This window comes from Candidatus Thermoplasmatota archaeon (genome assembly GCA_034660695.1).
In the GTDB taxonomy this organism is placed as follows: Archaea; Thermoplasmatota; E2; order UBA202; family DSCA01; genus JAYEJS01.
This window is the reverse complement of record JAYEJS010000155.1, coordinates 1-18,445: the sequence shown is the minus strand read 5'-3', so window position 1 is coordinate 18,445 and position 18,445 is coordinate 1. Positions and strand designations below refer to the sequence as shown.

18 protein-coding genes and 1 pseudogene are annotated in these 18,445 nt (G+C 42.6%); 12 read left to right on the top strand and 7 right to left on the bottom strand.

What is annotated here, in order from left to right; all coding sequences use genetic code 11:
* Positions 1–173: 173 nt before the first annotated feature.
* The 7 genes from U9O96_08440 (at position 174) to U9O96_08410 (ending at position 7,152) form a co-directional block, all read left to right on the top strand.
* On the top strand, positions 174–2,048 hold the full coding sequence (locus U9O96_08440; protein MEA2055112.1) for a right-handed parallel beta-helix repeat-containing protein: 1,875 nt from the start codon (positions 174–176) through the stop codon (positions 2,046–2,048).
* 71 nt (positions 2,049–2,119) lie between these two features.
* A complete protein-coding gene (locus U9O96_08435; protein MEA2055111.1) occupies positions 2,120–2,668 on the top strand; it encodes a hypothetical protein in 549 nt (182 codons plus the stop codon).
* A gap of 6 nt (positions 2,669–2,674) precedes the next feature.
* Positions 2,675–3,694: a tRNA preQ1(34) S-adenosylmethionine ribosyltransferase-isomerase QueA gene (queA, locus tag U9O96_08430; GenBank protein MEA2055110.1), complete on the top strand. Its 1,020-nt coding sequence runs from the start codon at positions 2,675–2,677 to the stop codon at positions 3,692–3,694.
* The gene (tgt, locus tag U9O96_08425; protein ID MEA2055109.1) at positions 3,687–4,709 is read left to right on the top strand and encodes a tRNA guanosine(34) transglycosylase Tgt; all 1,023 of its coding nucleotides are present in this window, start codon (positions 3,687–3,689) and stop codon (positions 4,707–4,709) included. Before queA ends, tgt begins: the two co-directional genes overlap by 8 nt.
* Positions 4,710–4,730: 21 nt before the next feature.
* On the top strand, positions 4,731–5,447 hold the full coding sequence (locus tag U9O96_08420) for a hypothetical protein (protein MEA2055108.1): 717 nt from the start codon (positions 4,731–4,733) through the stop codon (positions 5,445–5,447).
* A gap of 4 nt (positions 5,448–5,451) precedes the next feature.
* Entirely contained in the window at positions 5,452–6,159 is a 708-nt protein-coding gene (locus U9O96_08415) for a hypothetical protein (protein MEA2055107.1), read from the top strand.
* 138 nt (positions 6,160–6,297) lie between these two features.
* Positions 6,298–7,152, top strand: a complete 855-nt coding sequence (locus tag U9O96_08410; GenBank protein MEA2055106.1) for an MEMO1 family protein — start codon at positions 6,298–6,300, stop codon at positions 7,150–7,152.
* Positions 7,153–7,157: 5 nt separating this feature from the next.
* On the opposite strand, the gene U9O96_08405 is transcribed toward U9O96_08410, so the two are convergent.
* The gene (locus tag U9O96_08405; protein ID MEA2055105.1) at positions 7,158–7,520 is read right to left on the bottom strand and encodes a prefoldin subunit beta; all 363 of its coding nucleotides are present in this window, start codon (positions 7,518–7,520) and stop codon (positions 7,158–7,160) included.
* Between the two features lie 338 nt (positions 7,521–7,858).
* On the opposite strand from U9O96_08405, the gene U9O96_08400 reads away from it, so the two are divergent.
* From U9O96_08400 to purH, 4 genes are all read left to right on the top strand, one after another.
* Positions 7,859–8,242 (top strand): response regulator, encoded by a 384-nt coding sequence (locus U9O96_08400; protein ID MEA2055104.1) that lies wholly within the window; start codon positions 7,859–7,861, stop codon positions 8,240–8,242.
* Between the two features lie 31 nt (positions 8,243–8,273).
* A complete protein-coding gene (locus tag U9O96_08395) occupies positions 8,274–9,566 on the top strand; it encodes an FAD-dependent oxidoreductase (protein MEA2055103.1) in 1,293 nt (430 codons plus the stop codon).
* Positions 9,567–9,573: 7 nt separating this feature from the next.
* Positions 9,574–10,218 carry a fibrillarin-like rRNA/tRNA 2'-O-methyltransferase gene (locus U9O96_08390; GenBank protein MEA2055102.1) on the top strand — a complete coding sequence of 215 codons (645 nt, stop codon included), beginning with the start codon at positions 9,574–9,576 and terminating at the stop codon, positions 10,216–10,218.
* 156 nt (positions 10,219–10,374) lie between these two features.
* Positions 10,375–11,865, top strand: a complete 1,491-nt coding sequence (gene purH / locus U9O96_08385) for a bifunctional phosphoribosylaminoimidazolecarboxamide formyltransferase/IMP cyclohydrolase (GenBank protein MEA2055101.1) — start codon at positions 10,375–10,377, stop codon at positions 11,863–11,865.
* Here the strand turns inward: purH and U9O96_08380 are convergent.
* The 5 genes and pseudogenes from U9O96_08380 to U9O96_08360 all read right to left on the bottom strand — a co-directional run bounded on the left by U9O96_08380 (position 11,862) and on the right by U9O96_08360 (position 16,233).
* On the bottom strand, positions 11,862–12,317 hold the full coding sequence (locus U9O96_08380; GenBank protein MEA2055100.1) for a hydrogenase maturation protease: 456 nt from the start codon (positions 12,315–12,317) through the stop codon (positions 11,862–11,864). The two genes, purH and U9O96_08380, sit on opposite strands and share 4 nt — an antisense overlap.
* Positions 12,290–13,573 (bottom strand): Ni/Fe hydrogenase subunit alpha, encoded by a 1,284-nt coding sequence (locus U9O96_08375; GenBank protein MEA2055099.1) that lies wholly within the window; start codon positions 13,571–13,573, stop codon positions 12,290–12,292. Before U9O96_08375 ends, U9O96_08380 begins: the two co-directional genes overlap by 28 nt.
* Positions 13,574–14,347 carry a sulfhydrogenase 1 subunit delta gene (locus U9O96_08370; protein ID MEA2055098.1) on the bottom strand — a complete coding sequence of 258 codons (774 nt, stop codon included), beginning with the start codon at positions 14,345–14,347 and terminating at the stop codon, positions 13,574–13,576.
* Between the two features lie 7 nt (positions 14,348–14,354).
* On the bottom strand, positions 14,355–15,203 hold the full coding sequence (locus U9O96_08365; GenBank protein MEA2055097.1) for an FAD-binding oxidoreductase: 849 nt from the start codon (positions 15,201–15,203) through the stop codon (positions 14,355–14,357).
* A gap of 4 nt (positions 15,204–15,207) precedes the next feature.
* Positions 15,208–16,233 (bottom strand): annotated as a pseudogene (locus U9O96_08360) (4Fe-4S dicluster domain-containing protein).
* Between the two features lie 84 nt (positions 16,234–16,317).
* On the opposite strand from U9O96_08360, the gene tmk reads away from it, so the two are divergent.
* Positions 16,318–16,923, top strand: coding sequence for a dTMP kinase (tmk, locus tag U9O96_08355; GenBank protein MEA2055096.1), 606 nt, complete (start codon positions 16,318–16,320; stop codon positions 16,921–16,923).
* Here tmk and U9O96_08350 read toward each other — a convergent pair.
* Positions 16,918–18,445 (bottom strand): C25 family cysteine peptidase (locus U9O96_08350; GenBank protein MEA2055095.1); only part of this gene is annotated, 1,528 nt, incomplete at its 5' end. The two genes, tmk and U9O96_08350, sit on opposite strands and share 6 nt — an antisense overlap.

Below are 18,445 nucleotides of genomic sequence, written 5' to 3'. Positions count from 1 at the left end.
TATAAGGTCCGTCTGAAAGATAGTGAATCTAATTTTGAATGGAGTACTACGGTGACTCTTGAAAAGATTCAGGAAAAAATCTTGGATGGGTTAGGTGTAGTGTATAAAAATTAGGGAAAACTTAGGTCATTAATAAATCGCTGACGATCATTGGCAATACGACTGTTGATGCATTGGGCGGAACCTATGATGGAAATACTTATCTTTATTATATCAGCGTTGGGTTTTGGATTGAGGCAGATTATGTCAATATCTCCGGATTTTATTTAGAGGAACAATATGGTCTCGATGTATCCGGTATTCATTTGAATGAATCGCATTACTGCAACATTTCCGGCAATGTGATTGAAAATGATTCGTCGGATGGTATATGCATAGAGAACTCCAGTTACAACACCATTTATAACAACTGGATTGGAGAAAATCAATTTGGAATCATCCTTATCAACTCAAGCTGGAACGCCGTTGAAGAAAATTATATAGTAGGGAATGGAGATTGTGGAATACTCTATTTGCCAAGCGAACAGTGGCTTTGTAACAATACTATAAGCAACAACAATATTTCAGAAAATTTTGCTGGAATCGTCATGATTTATACAGATAACGAGACCATTACCGACAACGATTTTTATTATAACGCGTATTGTGGTATTTATTTTGAGTGTGTCAATGACAGCCTTGTTGCGGACAATGATTTCATAGGAAATGGTTTTATTGGTGAAGGGCCAGATGGACCACCAAGCGGCATAGTACTGAAAGATTGCTACAATGTAACGGCATCTCACAATATACTATACGGTGGTGAAGTTGGTGGATGGTCAGCTGGCATATTCATTATGGGAGAAGAAATACCGGTGTGCAACAATACAATCATTGATAATACCGTCTGGGGATATTTTTTCGGCATTTACCTATATGGAGCAGATAATGAAACAGTAGAAGGCAACACCATTTTCGATAACTTTTTGGGTATACTTTTGGAGTATTCGTGGAATAATACTATTTCCGACAATAATGTCACTAACAACGAATATGGAGTATATTTGGCGGACTACTCTACTCATAATGCCCTTTCTGACAATGATATCACGGACAACGGTTGCGGAATATATCTGGGTAGTTCCCCATCCAATAGCATAACAGATAACTACATTGCAGAAAATTATGGAGACACTGGTATTTACATCGATTCAGGTTCCAACCACACAAACATCACGAACAATGTGATAAAGGAAAACGATGTAGGAATATACGTGTATGGAGGGTATGAAGGTGCGTATGAAAATGTTGACACACAAATCCATTGGAATAAAATCTACGGGAATTATGAATATGGCGTGGTATACTACATAGTGGAGCTAGGTACCCCGTGGATTAACGCAACGTACAACTGGTGGGGAAGTGCCAACGGACCGAGCAGCAACAACGACAACATGCTGGATCCGATAACGGGCAATCCTGCAAATGGAACGGGCGACGAAATCAACGGCTCAGCAGTGTATGACAACATTCATTTCGATCCGTGGCTCGGGCTCATGTTATACAAAGGATGGAACATGATTACACCTGCCTTTATCAATGACAGCATTGAAACAGCAGAAGATTTGGGTGCTCTCATATCGGGCTGTACCGTCGTTACTGTGTGGGACAATGTACATCAGAAATATGTAAGCCATGTCGTCGGTTTCGCCTACGATTTCGCACTTGTTAACGGAACGGGATACCTCGTATTCGTAAGAGAGGATGTGAATTTACAGTTCAATGGCACACTTCTTGAACCTGAAATAAACCTCACGCTGAGAACGGGCTATAACATGATAGGGTGGCCGTATGCGATGTATACTACTGCCAGCCAAATTGCGGAAAACATAACAAATTGCATAAAGGTTGCAAAGTGGAATGCCCAAGAACAGGAATGGCTACCCGAATACATAACAGCATTGCCGGGCTATGACTTCGACATTCTGATGGGCGAAGGAGTGTTTGTGTTCATAAGCAGCGGAACGACACAGTGGCAGGTTACACCCACCCCGCCACCCCCACCGTAAGCCTTTTTCCCTTTTTTCTTTCAATTAATTTTCCCCAAAAGCTTTTTAATGTAAATTTTCATATATTAGATATGACCGATGAGCATGAGTTAGAGCATCTTGTGATGGTCCTTGATTATTTACCGTGCAAGATATGCGAAGAGACCATTCCGGAAGAAGAGAGAAAATATCTGTGCACGGTATGCAGCAGGATAAATAGAAGCGTTTCTGCGGAAATAGAGGTGCCAAGGTGGAGGGTAGAAAATGAAGAGGTTGTTGCCATTGATGGAAGAGAGATCGAAGAACTAAAACCCAGTATATCTATAGCCCGGGAGGAAGAGGAGGAAGAAATAGGGAAAGAGGAGCTGGAAGTATTGGAAATAGGAGTTAAAATTCCGGAAGAGGAAGTGGAAGTAGAGGAAGAATTGCCGGAATGGGGAACATTCTATGAAGGTCATTTCACTTTCGGGGAATATACACTGTATACAAAAGAAGTATTGTTGAGAGGAAGAAGAAAACAGCGTATATATTTTTTCAGCAAAAAAAAGAAAGATGATGCAGAGCCGTGTGCCAAGCCAGAGGGGTATGAAGTGAAAGTAAACGAAAAGACGGGGTTACCGCTCTTAAAGAAATCAAAGTAATTCACAATGCTCATAGATGAATTTGATTATCACTTGCCCCAGGAGGCAATTGCTCAGAAGCCTGCAGTACCGAGAGATATGTGCAAGCTGATGGTCATAAAAAACGGCATACGCCATCATCTGTTTTATGAAATTTTGGAATATCTTGGTTCAGGGGATGTGGTGGTGGTGAACGATACCAGGGTTATACATGCAAGAATTCACGCGCGAAAGAAAACAGGAGGAAAAATAGAAATTTTGTTGCTTGGCAATGAGAGCAATCTATTCAAATGTTTGGTGAAAGGAAAAGTCAGGGAGGGCACAAAAATGTTGTTTGATGGAAAAGATGGGATAGAAGGGGAAATTGTCGATAAAAACGGCGGTGAATGTCTTATAGACATACCCTTGAACATGGCAGAGTTAGAAGCCATAGGAGAAATGCCCCTTCCACCATACATAAAAGAAAAGGTCGATAGGGAAACGGCAGAGATGTATCAGAGTGTATATGCGAGGGAAAAAGGGTCGGTTGCCGCGCCGACCGCCGGGCTGCATTTTACAAAGGATATGCTTGATAAGATGAGAGCGAAAGGAGTAAAGGTTGCATGCATCACACTGCATGTTGGAATCGGAACGTTCATGCCTGTCAGGTGCAGAAATGTCGAGGAACACAGGATGGAGGCAGAGTATTACGAGATCGATGACGGGGCAGCCCAAAAGATAAATGATGCAGGTAGTATTGAAGCAAACGTTATAGCGGTGGGCACGACAACTGTAAAAACGCTTGAAAGCTCGGCCAATGCCGATGGCAGTACCATAAATGCGGGGAGCGGATGGAGCGATCTATTCATCTATCCTGGCTATAAATTCAATTCTCCGATAACGGGCGTTTTAACCAATTTTCATTTGCCTAAGTCCACGCCACTGTTGCTAGTATGTGCCTATGCGGGAAAAGATAATATCATGAGAGCGTACAATGATGCCCTGAAACATAACTACAGGTTTCTGAGTTTTGGGGATGCAATGCTCATAATGGATAAAAATGTTTGAAATAGTTGCTGAACACGGTGATGCCAGAGTCGGCTTAATCAAAACACCTCACGGCACCGTTGAAACGCCTGTCTTTCTTCCGGTTGCAACAAAAGCGGTCGTAAAGACTCTCACGCCCGATGAGGCATGGGATGCCGGATGTAGGGGAATAATTGTTAACGCCCTACATCTTTACAGGAGGGGGATTGAGTACATAAAACAGGCCGGGGGAATCCACAATTTCATGAGATGGAAAGGGATTGTGGTGAGCGACAGCGGCGGTTTTCAGCCGATAAAGAAATTTCCGTGCAAAGTTAGCGATGAAGGAGTAAAATTTTCAATGCCCGACGGCACGGTAAAGTTATTCACACCCGAAAAATCCATGAAGGTGCAGGGAATGCTGGGCGTTGATATTGCACTGTCTCTGGATGACTGCCCTTCATATCCCTACGATAAGAAAAGGGTTGCTCTGTCAGTCGATAAAACGATTAAATGGGCTTCGAGGTGCCAAGGAAAGGGAAGAGTTGCAATACTACAAGGAGGGACATTTGAAGATGAGCGTATCAGGTGCGCAAAAGCCATTGCAAAAATGAATTTCGATGGGTTCGCAATCGGTGGGCTGTGCATTGGAGAGCCGAAGGAGGATATGCACCGTATGGTGAAAGCCACCATACCCTATTTGCCGAAGAACAATTTCCGCCATTTAATGGGAGTCGGCTCGGCAGAAGACATAATTGGAGCAATAAAGAAGGGGGTGGATATATTTGATAGTGCATTTCCAACAAGAAATGCGAGGCACGGCACGGTTTTTGTTGGTAAAGGTAAAATAAATCTTGGCAGGGCAAAAGTTAAAGGTGATGTAATCCAGGAAGGATGCCAGTGCTATACCTGCAGAAATTTTTCTCTTGATTATATCAATCATTTGTTTAGGGAGAAAGACTCTCTCGGGCCAAGGCTTGCAACAATTCATAACTTATTTTTTACCAATAAAATCATGGAAGAGGCAAGAGAGAAAATAAAGGAAGGAAAACTCTAAAAGCAAAATAAAGTATTCATTATGATGTTATTTGAAAAGGAGCACGGCGTTATAACCGCCTGTGATGTTGTATCGCTGGAGCAATTCAGAGAGCTAGTAAATAAGACACACCACATTGAAGGAATTGTAGGCTATAAAGTCGGGGTGACGCTTGCATTGTCTTACGGGTTGAAAACTTTGACGGACATAGTCAGGGAATGCTGCAACCTGCCGGTAATATACGACCATCAAAAGGCTGGAACGGACATACCGCAGATGGGCGAAAAATTTGCGGGAGTATGCTGCAAAGGAGGAATAAAAAGCGTGATTATATTTCCTCAAGCTGGGCCGGAAACCGAGAGGGCATTCATAAAAGCAATAATCGATAAAAAAATGGTGCCCATGGTTGGGGGAGAGATGACGCATCCAGCATATATGGAAAGAGAAGAAGGCTTCATAAGAAATAATGCGCCCGAGGAAATGTACAGGATAGGAGCGGAAAATGGCGTTGAATATTTCATTCTCCCGGGCAATAGAGAGCAATCGCTGAAAAAATACAATGATATTCTTTCAGAAATTGTCAATGATCCTAAATACTGCATGCCGGGAATAGGCCGTCAGGGGGGGAGAATCAAAAAAGCATTTACGATACTGGAGGGGTATTCTGCCTATGCAATAATTGGCTCTTCCATATACAAAAGCAATAACATGGAAAAATCCGCAAAAGAGTTCTGTGAGGAGGCATTAAAATTTGAGTGATAGTATGGAAATCGGGAAGGAGATAATATCCGAACTTTACAGGCACGGGTTGATAAAAACATGGTTTAGAGACCATCGGGAGGGATGGAGACTTGTTTCCGGAATATGGAGCCCGTTCTATATACAGATCCGTTCTTTACCGTCTTATCCCATACTGCTCAAAAAAGTGGGCAGGTATATGGGCGAAATGATTAAAAAAGAATGCGATGCCAACAAAATACTGGGCATAGCGATGGCCGGCATACCGATTGCAACCGCCATATCCACGGAATATGCAATACCCCTCTGTTATACTAGAAAATTGAAAGGGGTAAAGTCACTGAACGAACTCGAAGAAGCTGCATCCAGATACGGCGAGCATTCACTTGTGGAGGGAGAAATAAATGAAGGTGACAGATTCGTTGCCGTTGATGACCTTGTGACAAAATTTGACAGCAAACTCGTTGCAATAGAACAGCTTAAAATGGAAGGAAACAGGAGAGGAATGCAAATAAAGTGCGTGGATGTGGCAGTCATAATAGACAGGGAGCAGGGTGCAGGCGAGATAGCGAAAAAGTATGGAATAGGGCTGCATGCTCTCATTCCCTTTAAAAGCAAGGGAATAGAATGGCTTAAGGATTTTATATCAACCAAGGAGTATGAGGTTATAAAAGATTATCTCAACAACAGCGAAAAATACCAAGACGAAAAATATAGGAAAGAACTGCTTTAAGAATAATAGTGATAAATAGAGGGTCTTGGAACTACCGAAGATAAATTTCTGATCCAGGTTGATTCAACTCTTTTTTCATTTATTCTGTCATTAAAAATCTACCCACACATTTAAATTTTTTAATTCCATATTATAATCATGATAAGAAGGCCAGTAGCTGCTGGGAGCTTTTATGAGGGAAATGCTGAAATGCTTTCGAAGCAGATTGAAAAATGCTTTCTGGACGGGCGAGGACCGGGGAAATTGCCGGAGATCAGAAAACGGAAAGGAAAAATAAAGGGATGCATTGTGCCCCATGCGGGGTATGTTTTCTCCGGCCCAATTGCTGCCCATGTTTACACCGAGATAGCAGAAGATGGATTTCCCGATAGTTTTATTATCGTTGGCCCGAACCATACTGGCTACGGGTTAGGTGTGGCTTTGATGGCTGAAGGGGAATGGGAAACGCCTCTTGGCAATGTTAAAATTGATGAAAATGTTGCAAGGAAGATATGCGGCGGCATAGTCGATGAAGACGAGATGGCCCATCTTTATGAACATTCCATCGAAGTTCAGCTCCCGTTTCTCCAATTTTTGAACCCCGATTTTTCTTTTGTTCCGCTATGTATGGGCATCCAGGATTACAATACGGCAATTGAAGTTGGAGAAAGGCTGGCAGGTGCACCAGATGCATTACTGATAGCAAGCACTGACTTTTCTCATGTCGGAACGGGATACGGGCAGTTTTCACCTGCCGGCATACCTGTAAATGAGTGGGCATCAGTGCAGGATAAAAAAGCGATAGATGCGATACGTTCAATGGATATACGCTACTTTATGGAAACGGTGGAGAACAATAACATATCTATGTGCGGATACGGATGTGTGGCTGCCGTGATGGCTGCAGCAAAAAAATTGGGTGCAAGGAAGGCAAGATTGCTGAAATACTCAACGTCATACGACGTTTATCCTTCTGACTCCTGTGTGGGTTATGGGGCAATTGTGATAGAGTGAGTGATTCATCCCGTCTGGGGTGATAGAGCACCCTGTATTTTTGCCTGTATCTCTTCTATCTTCTCTTTCACTCTCTGCTCCTGTTTTTCCATTGTCTTCTTCCTTACCTCGAGATTCTCTTTAGTATCCTGCAGTTCTTTGGCAACATCTTTTTCATCCGCTTTTATCAGGATAGGGCCAACGTTTTTGAACACCAGGGCATCCTTATCCGCCTTTTCCAGTTCCTCAAGTGCGTTTTCTATGTCTTTAATTCTTATTTTTATTTGTTGGCGTTGCTGGATGGTAATTTCCAATTGCTGCTGAAACTGTTGTAGCTGCTGCAATTGGTTCTGTACCTGTGGTGGCAAATCTTCAAATTTTACGGACATAATATCAAACCCCAATGGCTTTTCCTATTTTAATATGTTGGTGTGCGGTACATGCAGATTTACTGATTTTTCATTTTGCAAATTAAATAGCTCTTCATTGTTCAACGCAATTAAGCACAATGTGGTATGAAAGAAAGCATTTTACTTTCTCTAACAACAGATCATTGATGATTCGTAAGTGGGCAAATCGTTGGGATCAAATCCCAGATTCTCCGCTGTGGTTGGATTGGTCTGCAATATTCGGTACGCTTTAGCTTTATGAACAGAACCAGTAAAAATAGAAAAAGTTTATAGGGAACATATTTCATTACTTTAGTCTGCTGTGAAGGGTGAAAGTCATGGGTAAAAGGATATTGATCGTTGAGGACGAAAGAGATATGCAGGATTTGATGAAGATTTACATTAATAAGGCAGAAATTGATGTTGAGTTACACTCCGCATTCACCGGTGAGGATGGAGTCAAGATGTATGAAGACATGTCCAATGCGGGAAAAAAGCCTGATCTGGTCATCATGGATTTAAAGCTGCCGGGCGTAGACGGCGTAGAGACTACAAAGCGTATAATGAACCTGGACGGGGATGCACGCATATACGGATTCACTGCATTTTTTGATACCAAGTGGGCCAATGAGCTGAAAGATGCAGGTGCGAAAGGGGTGATACCCCGGCCAATAGGCTTTGAGGGTTTTGTGGGGGAGTTGAAGAAAATACTGGGAACGTAAAAATCTTTAAGGCAGACGGCAATATGACTTCATGAAATTGATTGTCATCGGGTGCGGTGCCGCCGGAGCAACGGCTGCCCAGTTTGCAAGAAAAAATGACAGGAGGGCAGAGATAAAAGTTTTTGAAGGGGGAAAATACCCTCAATACTCTAAATGTGCCCTTCCTTACATTATATCGGGAGAGACACCTCCAGATTTCATCATAGAATTCAACGAGGAATGGTTCAGAAAAGCAAAAATTGATCTGCATTTGAACACCGCCGTTTCCTCTATTGATTTTAATGCCAGAATTGTCAAGAGTTCCGAGGGGAGTGAAGAGTACGATGCATTGATAATTGCAACAGGCGCCTCTCCTTTCTCGCCCGTAGAGCCGCGAGGGAAGACTTACTTTTTGCGCAGCCTAGACGATGCGCTGGCGATAAGAAAGGAAGCAAAAAATTCGAATAAGGCGGTAATCATAGGTGCGGGTCTGATAGGGCTCGAAGCGGCAGAGGCATTGAAAAAAATCGGCATTGATGTAACGATAGTCGAATTTTTGCCGGATATCCTGCTCACCATGGTTGATAATGATATTGCCTCGATTATCAGAAAAAAAATAGAAGGAAAGGCCAACATGTTTTTCAGTCGTCGGGTTACAGAGATAAATGAGAGCAGTCAAATGGAAGTGATCGCTGTAGACAAAGAGGGAAAAGAAAATGTCTTCCAGGGAGATTTTGTCATTGTTGCCACCGGAAACAGGCCAAACATCGGGCTTGTGGAATCCAAGGCAGATGATGTAGATAAGGCAATAACTGTAAACGAAAGGTGTGAAACGTCCATCGAGAATGTATATGCGGTTGGGGATTGCACACAATACAGGGACATTTTGGGGAATGATAATGTGGTGGGCCTCGGTAGTGTTGCTGTCCGTCAGGGGATGGTTGCAGGTGCAAATGCAGTCGGCGGAGATGAAAAAATGCTTCCTCTTGTGAATGCAAGGGCAACGAAAGTTTTTGATGTCGAAATGGCTGCCGTCGGTCCGCTGAGCAGGTATATACAATCCAACTCCGTAACCGGAAAATTCAAAGGAAGCAGTTTACCGGAATATCTTGACGGGGAAGACGTTTTTGTAAAGGTTTGTGCAGATGAGAACGGAAAGATAATTGCCGCTCAGGCAGTCGGTCCCGAGGCTGCCCAGCGCATAAATAAATTCTCTCTCGCCATTCATTGCGGGTTAACACTTGAACAGTTTTTGCATGCTGAAACTGCATATGCTCCCTATCTTGCTCCCATCATTGATACATCCACGCTGGCCTGCGAGATTGCGAACAGGAAAGTAAAATGAGGATACCATGAAACAGGTGTTTCCAGGTGTTTACTCTAAAGACAAAAAGCTTTACACGTTGAATCTCGTGCCCGGGGAGAGAGTTTATAATGAACACTTGCTTTTCATGGGCGGAAAGGAATATCGTTCCTGGAATCCGTACAAGAGCAAGATGGCAGCAGCCATTCTAAAAGGATTGAAAGTAATGCCTGTTAAAAGGGATAGCAGAGTTTTGTACCTGGGGGCTGCAAACGGCACTACTGTTTCCCATCTTTCAGATGTATCATTCAACGGCATTATTTATGCGGTGGAGATATCTGCCAGGGCGATGAGAGATCTGGTAAAAGTTTGCGATAAAAGGCAAAATATTGTTCCCATATTGGCGGATGCCTGTAAGCCAGAAAAATACGAGATATTTATTGACAAGCCAGTGGACTTAATCTATCAGGATATATCCCAGAGGGACCAGGTGGGCATATTTATTAAAAACATGGAAAAATTTGAGGTGGATGAAGGAATGCTGATGGTAAAAGCGAGAAGCATGGATGTTTCAATGCCTCCAAAGAGAGTATTTGAAAAAGTAAAAAAAGAAATAAGCAACAAGTTTGACGTAAAAGAAGCTATAACTCTTGCTCCTTATTCAAAGGACCATATGGCTCTTGTGATTGGATGAACCAGGCAAATTATAAAGTCTGAAATACCAAATCCAAATAAATATATATACAAAAGAAATTATGGGTGGGTGAGAAATGTATTGCAATGAAATAAAAAAAATTTTAAGAATTAGAAAAGTTAATTTTTATACCCTGCATTACTTTTGGGAAATAAAATGATTCCAAACATGGCTCTTGTTAGCGTATACAATAAAGAAGGTATAGAGAATTTTTGCGCGGCACTGTACGATGCAGACATAAAAATGTTTTCTACGGGCGGGACAGCAGAAAGAATAAAAAATTTGGGCATACCTGTGAGAAAAGTTGAGGAGATAACAGGATTTAGCGAGTTAATGGACGGGAGAATAAAGACTCTTCATACATCCATTTATGCAGGAATAATGGCAAGGAGGGGGAGCAGTGACATGAAGGAACTTACAGAGAAAAAGATAATCCCAATAGACATGGTTGTGTGCAATTTTTATTCTCCAGAGGTGGGAATGGATAGAATGGATATCGGTGGGCCATGCATGGTCCGCGCCGCCGCCAAAAACTGGAAAGATGTTGTAGTGGTGTCACACCCCTCGCAGTATTCGGCACTTGTTCCTTATTTGAAAAAAGGGTTTGATGATGAGATGCGAAAAAAACTGGCGATTGAGGCAATCCACAGAACCTCATATTATGATGCTCGGATAATAGAAATTGAGGATAATGAAAATTTCCCTGAAATTATTACACTGCCTTACAAAAAATCCAAAGAGCTGAGATATGGGGAAAACCCCCACCAGAAAGGAGCATTTTATACAGGAATGACGAAGGAATCTTGCATAGCGAGCGCCAAAAAATTGCAGGGGAAGGAAATATCGTACAACAACATACTTGATGCAAACGAGGCCATTGAGTGCATAAAGGAGTTTGAAGAACCGACGGTCGTAATAATAAAGCATGCAACGCCTTCAGGTATTGCCTCTGCTGGGAATGTCATACAGGCATGGAAAGATGCATTTGCCACTGACGAGTATTCCCCATTTGGAGGAGTAGTTGCAGTAAACAGGGAAGTGGACGGAGGGCTGGCAGAAAAAATGACAAAAATTTTTCTTGAGGTGATAATAGCCCCTTCGTTCAGCTCAGATGCAAAAGAAATACTGGCAAAGAAGAAGAATCTGCGTCTTCTCCAGGTTGAAGGACTGGAAAGAGCGGATGGAAAGGAACGCAGGGTATTTAGAAGTGTTGTCGGTGGACTGTTGATGCAGGAAAGGGACATCAAAAAAATAGATACAGGTAAATGGAGGACAGTAACGGAGAAAAAACCTTCCCAAGACAACATCCAATCTATGATATTTGCCGTTAAATGTGTAAAGCATGTGAAATCAAATGCCGTTGTTTTTGTGAAAGGAACGAAGACGGTAGCGATCGGCGGGGGGCAAACATCACGCGTCGATGCAAGCTGGATCGCCGTTCACAAAGGAGAAAAAAAAATAAAAGATTCAATCATGGCATCTGATGCTTTCTTCCCGTTCAGGGACGCGGTCGACGTTGCTGCAGAAGCTGGTGTAAAAGCCATTATACAGCCAGGGGGCTCAATAAGGGATAAAGAAGTAGTAGAAGCTGCAAACGAACACGGCATAGCGATGGTATTCTCCGGACAGAGATATTTCCTGCACTAAACTATCTCCATTATCTTTTTTATAGCCATCTCCATTCCTTTCTCCACTTCAATGCTCATCTCTCCAAATCCAAACTTTTTGCACGATATGCCTATGAAATGCAAATTTTTGGGAAATGCTGGCATTACCTCCCTAAGGATTTTTAGCCCTTCGCCAACTCCCAGCATATGGGCATCGACGGCAACATCGTTCAAAAATTCGAAAACATTTTCCCCACGAAAATATACCATTTCACCCGCCTTCAGTTTTTTCGAATAAACTGCATCAACAAAAATAACTTTCTCCTCTTCATGATATACATTGCTGAACCTGAATATATCTGTTCCCAGATACTCAACCCTTGCATCTATCTTATCTTTTATCCTCTCAAAAATTTTACAGCCAATTGAATCTTCTCCAGCAAGAGGGCTGCCGAGAGTTACGACTAAAGTCTCGTTACGTGGACGCTGCATGATATGCAAGGGTCGTATGAACGAGCGACCATCTCCACTTTTTTGCCTATCAAATTTTCATCTCTGCAACCGTCTTTCCAGAGCCCATCCGCCATGGCAGCAATATCAACCTCCATCATTGGAAGGAACATCGCCGTAGGCGTAATGACATCCGCATCTCTGACCATATTGTTTTCTATATTTATGTAGTATACCAATAAGCCTCTCGGTGCTTCAGTCACTGCATAGCCCTCGCCGGATGTTTTTTCAGGTTCTGCTATCCTTTCCTCCTTTGCATCTTTTAATTCTGATGCAAGTTCCTTTGTCCTCTCCAGAAAATAGACCATTTCCAATGCCTGGGCAAAATTGTTTGCAAAACAGTTCTGCGGGGGTATAAACTCTCTGTATTTATTCATTAGTTCCTTTGCTTCTCCAGTGATGAGATGGGAATTATTGATCACTCGCGAGAGGGCACCGACCATGTAGGGCTCTCCCATAAATTTTCCCCTTTTTGCAAATGAATATGGAACAACCTCCTCATATAGATTTTTCCTGTATTCCTCCACCCCAAAAGACTTACTGTCAGATGAAATTATCTCGCGTCCGTACACGCCGTAACCGTTATGGGGCTTTATTGAAAGATGCCTCCTTTCATTATTGGCATATTCCGGGTTTTCATATTCTGCAAAGAATTCAACGGCCCTGACCGCCTTTTTCATCCCCTCCTCAGCCATATGCCCTATTTTTTCTACTCTTTCTTTTGATGGTATTTTCCCGAAGCCGCCAACTATGGCATTTTCCGGATGTATCGACCTGCTTCCTATCGCAGTCTGTACCTCCGCACCAACATCCTTCAGGAATATTCCATCCTTAACCAGCCCCCCGCCCTTCCGCGCTACCGTAAAAGCATCTGGATAGCCGAGATAATCGGGAATGACGAGCAGGTACAAATGAAGGGCATGACTCTCTATAATGTTCCCAATGTAAAGCAGATCTCTCAACTTTTTCGTCTGCTCCGATGGCTGGATGTTCAAAGCCTGTTCAACTGCTTCTATTGGTGTCAGTTTGTGAGGGGTGCAACAGAAAGAGCATATTCTTGGAAATATCGCAACGGCATCATTGTAATTCTTATTTCTCGTTATGACCTCAAAAAATCTTGGCCCCTCTGTAACATTTAATTTTACATCTACGCCTTCATCCCCCATTTCCACTTCTATGCCCGCTTTTCCCTCGATGCGGGCAAGATGATCGATCCGAATTTCTTTTGTTATTTTCATTTAATCCCCATAGACTTTATCAAGCATCTCATCCAGCTTACCATACTGGGCGGCGAATATCGCCATCCTCTTTCTCACGTATTCCTTATCCATTCCCTTTTCCTTAAAAGTTCTGGCAAGGGAATCAAACCATGCCGTTCCCTGAGGTACTGGCCCCCTGCATCCAATGCATGGAATGCCGTATCCAATACAGCGGGCATCACATCCCGCTACAGTAACGGGACCGAGACATGGCTCGCCTTTTTCTATCAAAATGCACGGATTGCCTGCTCTCCTGCACTCCGCACAAACAGGATAATCCTTCTCCTCGGGCCAGCTGCCTATTGCAAATGTTGCCAGATAATACATGATATCGTCTTCCTCGGGAGGGCAGCCGGGGAGGCTGTAATCCACCTTGACGAATTTATCGAGGGGTTGGGCTATTCTCCCATTGTAATCAATTTTTTTATCGCCATAAACCATTTTGAATGCTTCATTGTAATCAACTCCTTCATCACAAAGTATGCCCTGCACCCCCCCGTGAATTGCACATGAGCCGATGGCAATGAGCACATCTGCATTTTCTCTTATTTTTTTGAGTTCTTCCTCATCTTTCTCCGTGCTGACGCTGCCTTCAACGAAAGCGATATCTACATGCTCTATTTTTCCTCCACTAGACAGCATATAAAAATACTTCAGATCGAATGTGTTAACGACATCCAGTATTCTCTCTACAACTGCCATGCTCAACTGGCATCCATAGCACGAGGTCAAACCATGTATTCCTATTTTCATTTTATCACTATATCAAACCCTGGGTAGAGATTATGTCATAATACCCGAAAACCGGGCCATCTATACATATGTATTTGAGGAAAGTCGATGAGCCTGCTATGCAGTGCCCGCATTTTCCCACGCCGCATTTCATTCTTCTTTCAAGCGTAACGTATATCTTTTTTGGGTTATATCCCGCTTCAATTAATTTATCGAATATGCCGCGGTAACATGTCGGCGTACCGCAAACAACAACATACGAGTTTTTTGGGTCAGTATTGACATCTTTTATGTGTTCCTGTGCTCTTCCCACCCTTCCCTGCCACTCGGGATCGCGAGTCACTGTCTGGATGATGCATATATTCTCTGCTTCAGCGATGTCCCTCATGGCTTCCAATTCCTTTTGGAATAGCAACTTATTTCCATAACGGGCACTGTTTATAACGGTGATATTTCCGAACTTCCAGCGGTTGTCTAGGGCATACATGAATACGGAGCGCAAAGGAACCATTCCAATTCCTGCCGCAACAAGCAAAATATCGGATTCTTCGAACTCGCCCATTGGGAATCCATTGCCGTACGGCCCTCTTACACCCATGAAATCCCCAGGCTGCAGTTTGTGTATCATTTCGGTAACCTTTCCAACTTTTTTTATGCACATCTCAAAAAAGCCCCGATGCATGGGAGAAGAGCATATCGATATGGGAACCTCGCCTATACCCGGCAGGGCAACCTGAACGAACTGGCCCGGCGTGAATGTCCATGATTCGGCTATTTCGGAATCCTCAAATCTTAACAGAAACAGCTTCTCCTCATCAGTTAGGTCATAAACTCGCAGCACACGGCATTTATAGAGGCCGTATACATTATCATCCATGTACTTCCTCCTCTGGAATACCTCTTATTTCCATCAAATTTTTTAGGAAATCAATACCCGCGGGACAGAAATACGCGCAGTTTCCACAGCCGACGCAGTATGCAGTCCCAAGAGGATAAAAGTATGCATTTTTACACACATACCTGTTAATAAATCTATCTTTTTTTGTCTCCCTGAAGTTATGTCCACCAGCCACCAGCCCGTGGCTTCTGAACTGACAGGAGTCCCAGAAACGTATCCTTTTTCCATGTTTCCCATCAATGTCCGGTATGTCCTGAACGTCGTAGCATCTACACGTCGGGCATGTCATGGTGCAGTTTCCACAGCCCAGGCATTTCTCGCTTTCTTCTTCCCATAGCGGGCTGTTTTCTGTAAGTTCGAGCATATAACGGAGATTATCGAAGCTTCCACGATATTTGAACATTTCATGTCTTTTTTTCTCAAATTTCTTGAAATTTTCTATATCACCGTCGTTTACGTCGACAAATAAATCCAGATTCTCATCCACTATTTTATGGCCCCGTTCGCTTCCAACCCGTATTAAATAGCCATCCGGCAGTTCATGCATGAAAAGGTCAAAGCCCACATCAACAAAATCAGTGCGGCGGAGGTTGCAGAAGCAGTATTCGTCAGGAAGGCAGCTTATTCCTATAATTATTCCGGCCTCGCGCCTTACTTTGTAATATTTGTCAGGATATTCATCCAAATAAACCCTATCGAGAATACGGAGGGCGACGATGCTGCATGCATGCAGCCCAAATAAAACAAACGGCTTTACATCCTCTATTTTCTCGGCATATTCGCTTTTCTCCATATCAAATTCGAACATGTCGTGCTTTGGCGGAATGAAATATTTTTTTGCAGGCGTTATAACTCTATTGTAATGAAAGTCAACATCGCCAACATCATCTATTTTTCCAAAATTATAAAATTTTTCAGATATTTTTGTTGGAGCATAAAGCTCGCCATAATTTGAAAGCCTCTCTAAAAATGTATTAATGTTAGGACTGCCCAGCTTTAGATACCTCATTTGGAGGGAATATGCATTTTGTGTATATATTAGTTATGGGCTTCGTTCAAGAACAAATTTAATTATGACAAATACATTCATCTTATGATGAGAGGGAAATTTTTTACTTTTGAGGGGATAGACGGCTCGGGAAAGACCACCATTTCCAAAATGGTATATGAAGAGGTAAGAAAGAAATGGCATGCGGTATGGACAAAAGAGCCAACCGATAAATGGACAGGAAAGGCTGTTGTAAGGGCAATAAATGAAAAAAAAGATGATGTAACCATCGCTCTTCTATTTACGGCGGATAGAAACGAGCATGTAAAGAAAATAAAAAAATGGATGGATGAGGGAAAAGTAGTTATATGTGACAGGTATGCTGATTCCACTATTGCCTACCAGTCCGTAAATCTTTCAAGTATTGATACGCCGATGGAATGGCTTAAAAAAATGCTTTCCCCATTTTACATAAAACCAGATATAACATTTCTTTTTATTTTGGATCCATCGGTTGCGATAAAAAGGATAGGGGATAGAAAGCTATCTCCTTTCGAAAAAATATCTTTTTTGGATAAGGTACAAAAAAATTATATCGAAATTGCTGAAAATGAGGACAGATTCATAAAACTGGATGCAACGGAAAGCAAAGAGAAATTAAAAGAAAAGTGTTTAAAAATTGTAGAGAAAGAGATGGGGTATGGATTATGAATAGCCCCCTATTTTTAGAGATGGATCTCCGAGTAAGCACCACTCCTCTATAGTCTTGCAGTCTATTCTATCGTCCATCGGCGGAAATGCATCAATGTATTTTGTTACTGACTGACCCCAAGCCTCCCCAAGCATATCCTTCCCGTACTGACCATACGCCTCAAAGAATTTTGCCTCGATATATCCGCCGCTGTACTGCACACAGTCGGGTATACCATCTTTATCACCGTCTCCTGTTGCACCGTATCCCAGTCCCGCGTATCCAAGAGTTGCAATAGAGCCCCCTCTAGCCATCTTCACAAGATGCCAGCTCCAGCATTCGTATGTAGGCTGATATGTCCATTCATTCTTTGAAAAATCCAAGAGGCTGATGTTGAACTCGCTGTTATGGCAGCCACCAACACTCACGATTGGCAACTTTTCCCCATTGCTGAGCAAATCCATATTATATGTCATCAAACCATTGAGCCATGGATCATCGTGAGAAGCTTTGTCTGGAAAATGAGTCGCCCACGCCGTTGGACTTCCATGGCCGTCAAATGCAACAAAACCGAAACCTTCACTGAAGGTAGGTATAACGTTCATCCATGAAAGTTTGGCTGCAATACTGCTTTCTCCTCCTCCAAAGGAGAGGGTGCCATCAGATGCAAATAGCGACGTAGCCTGGAACTGAGATGGCATGAAGCTGAACAAATGTTGTGTTGAATATTCTCCTTCATATATGCCGTCATTTGAATTGAATGTATCTCCTCCAATCAGAAGCATTTTATTAAACCATGAAGGATCTGCGGGTGTGCTCTCATACGTGATGATTTTGTTTACAACTGTCTGCGCTTCCTTTACGCTTCTGCATGCAAGCCTGCCTACGTAAACATCTGGATAACCATCAATTGGATCTTTTCCATATCTGAATGACCATGCTGCATATATTCCATCTCCATTTTTATCCCATGTGCTGAAATTTCCATCTGCGTCATATATGTCTGCAAAATAAAGGTCGCTTAGGTATCCTTTCTCCGCCTGATCATCCAGAGCCGCATATCTTACAGGAACGTGCCATAGACTATCATCCACTTTTGTCGGACCGTCATATCCCCAGTTTCCCGTTATATATGATGTCTTTCCGCCAAATAGCATTACATACTTTATACCCCACTCCTCAATGCTGTCCTTGATGAAGTATTTTATTTTCTCTGCACCGTCTCTTCCCTGAACCGGGAAGTAGTTGCCGTCATATATTTCGTCCAGTGTCACGAGCAATGTCCTAACACCATAGCTTTCCTTATGCTCTACCAATGGCTGCAGAGTATCGCTGAACTCAGATGGCGATACAATGAGCAAATCATAAACATCATTGTTAAGCATCGGCTTTTCAGGAGGAATGTAATTTATCTTAATACTCATTTCATTTACATACTCCAGTTCATTTGTTGATGGAATATAGCGTGCTGGAAAAGCATGTATTGAAAGAAATATAGCATGCTCTCCGTTTTGAATGCCCGCTCCAATGTTATATGTGAAC

Bases quoted from the DNA above. Each gene is read 5' to 3' on its own strand.
- U9O96_08375 (MEA2055099.1), bottom strand. From the start codon at position 13,573: ATGAAAATAACAAAAGAAATTCGGATCGATCATCTTGCCCGCATCGAG.
- U9O96_08400 (MEA2055104.1), top strand. From the start codon at position 7,859: ATGGGTAAAAGGATATTGATCGTTGAGGACGAAAGAGATATGCAGGAT.
- U9O96_08365 (MEA2055097.1), bottom strand. From the start codon at position 15,203: ATGGATGATAATGTATACGGCCTCTATAAATGCCGTGTGCTGCGAGTT.
- U9O96_08395 (MEA2055103.1), top strand. From the start codon at position 8,274: ATGAAATTGATTGTCATCGGGTGCGGTGCCGCCGGAGCAACGGCTGCC.
- U9O96_08410 (MEA2055106.1), top strand. From the start codon at position 6,298: ATGATAAGAAGGCCAGTAGCTGCTGGGAGCTTTTATGAGGGAAATGCT.
- U9O96_08415 (MEA2055107.1), top strand. From the start codon at position 5,452: ATGGAAATCGGGAAGGAGATAATATCCGAACTTTACAGGCACGGGTTG.
- U9O96_08390 (MEA2055102.1), top strand. From the start codon at position 9,574: ATGAAACAGGTGTTTCCAGGTGTTTACTCTAAAGACAAAAAGCTTTAC.
- U9O96_08380 (MEA2055100.1), bottom strand. From the start codon at position 12,317: ATGCAGCGTCCACGTAACGAGACTTTAGTCGTAACTCTCGGCAGCCCT.
- U9O96_08435 (MEA2055111.1), top strand. From the start codon at position 2,120: ATGACCGATGAGCATGAGTTAGAGCATCTTGTGATGGTCCTTGATTAT.
- purH (MEA2055101.1), top strand. From the start codon at position 10,375: ATGATTCCAAACATGGCTCTTGTTAGCGTATACAATAAAGAAGGTATA.
- U9O96_08420 (MEA2055108.1), top strand. From the start codon at position 4,731: ATGATGTTATTTGAAAAGGAGCACGGCGTTATAACCGCCTGTGATGTT.
- U9O96_08405 (MEA2055105.1), bottom strand. From the start codon at position 7,520: ATGTCCGTAAAATTTGAAGATTTGCCACCACAGGTACAGAACCAATTG.
- U9O96_08370 (MEA2055098.1), bottom strand. From the start codon at position 14,347: ATGAAAATAGGAATACATGGTTTGACCTCGTGCTATGGATGCCAGTTG.
- tgt (MEA2055109.1), top strand. From the start codon at position 3,687: ATGTTTGAAATAGTTGCTGAACACGGTGATGCCAGAGTCGGCTTAATC.
- queA (MEA2055110.1), top strand. From the start codon at position 2,675: ATGCTCATAGATGAATTTGATTATCACTTGCCCCAGGAGGCAATTGCT.
- tmk (MEA2055096.1), top strand. From the start codon at position 16,318: ATGATGAGAGGGAAATTTTTTACTTTTGAGGGGATAGACGGCTCGGGA.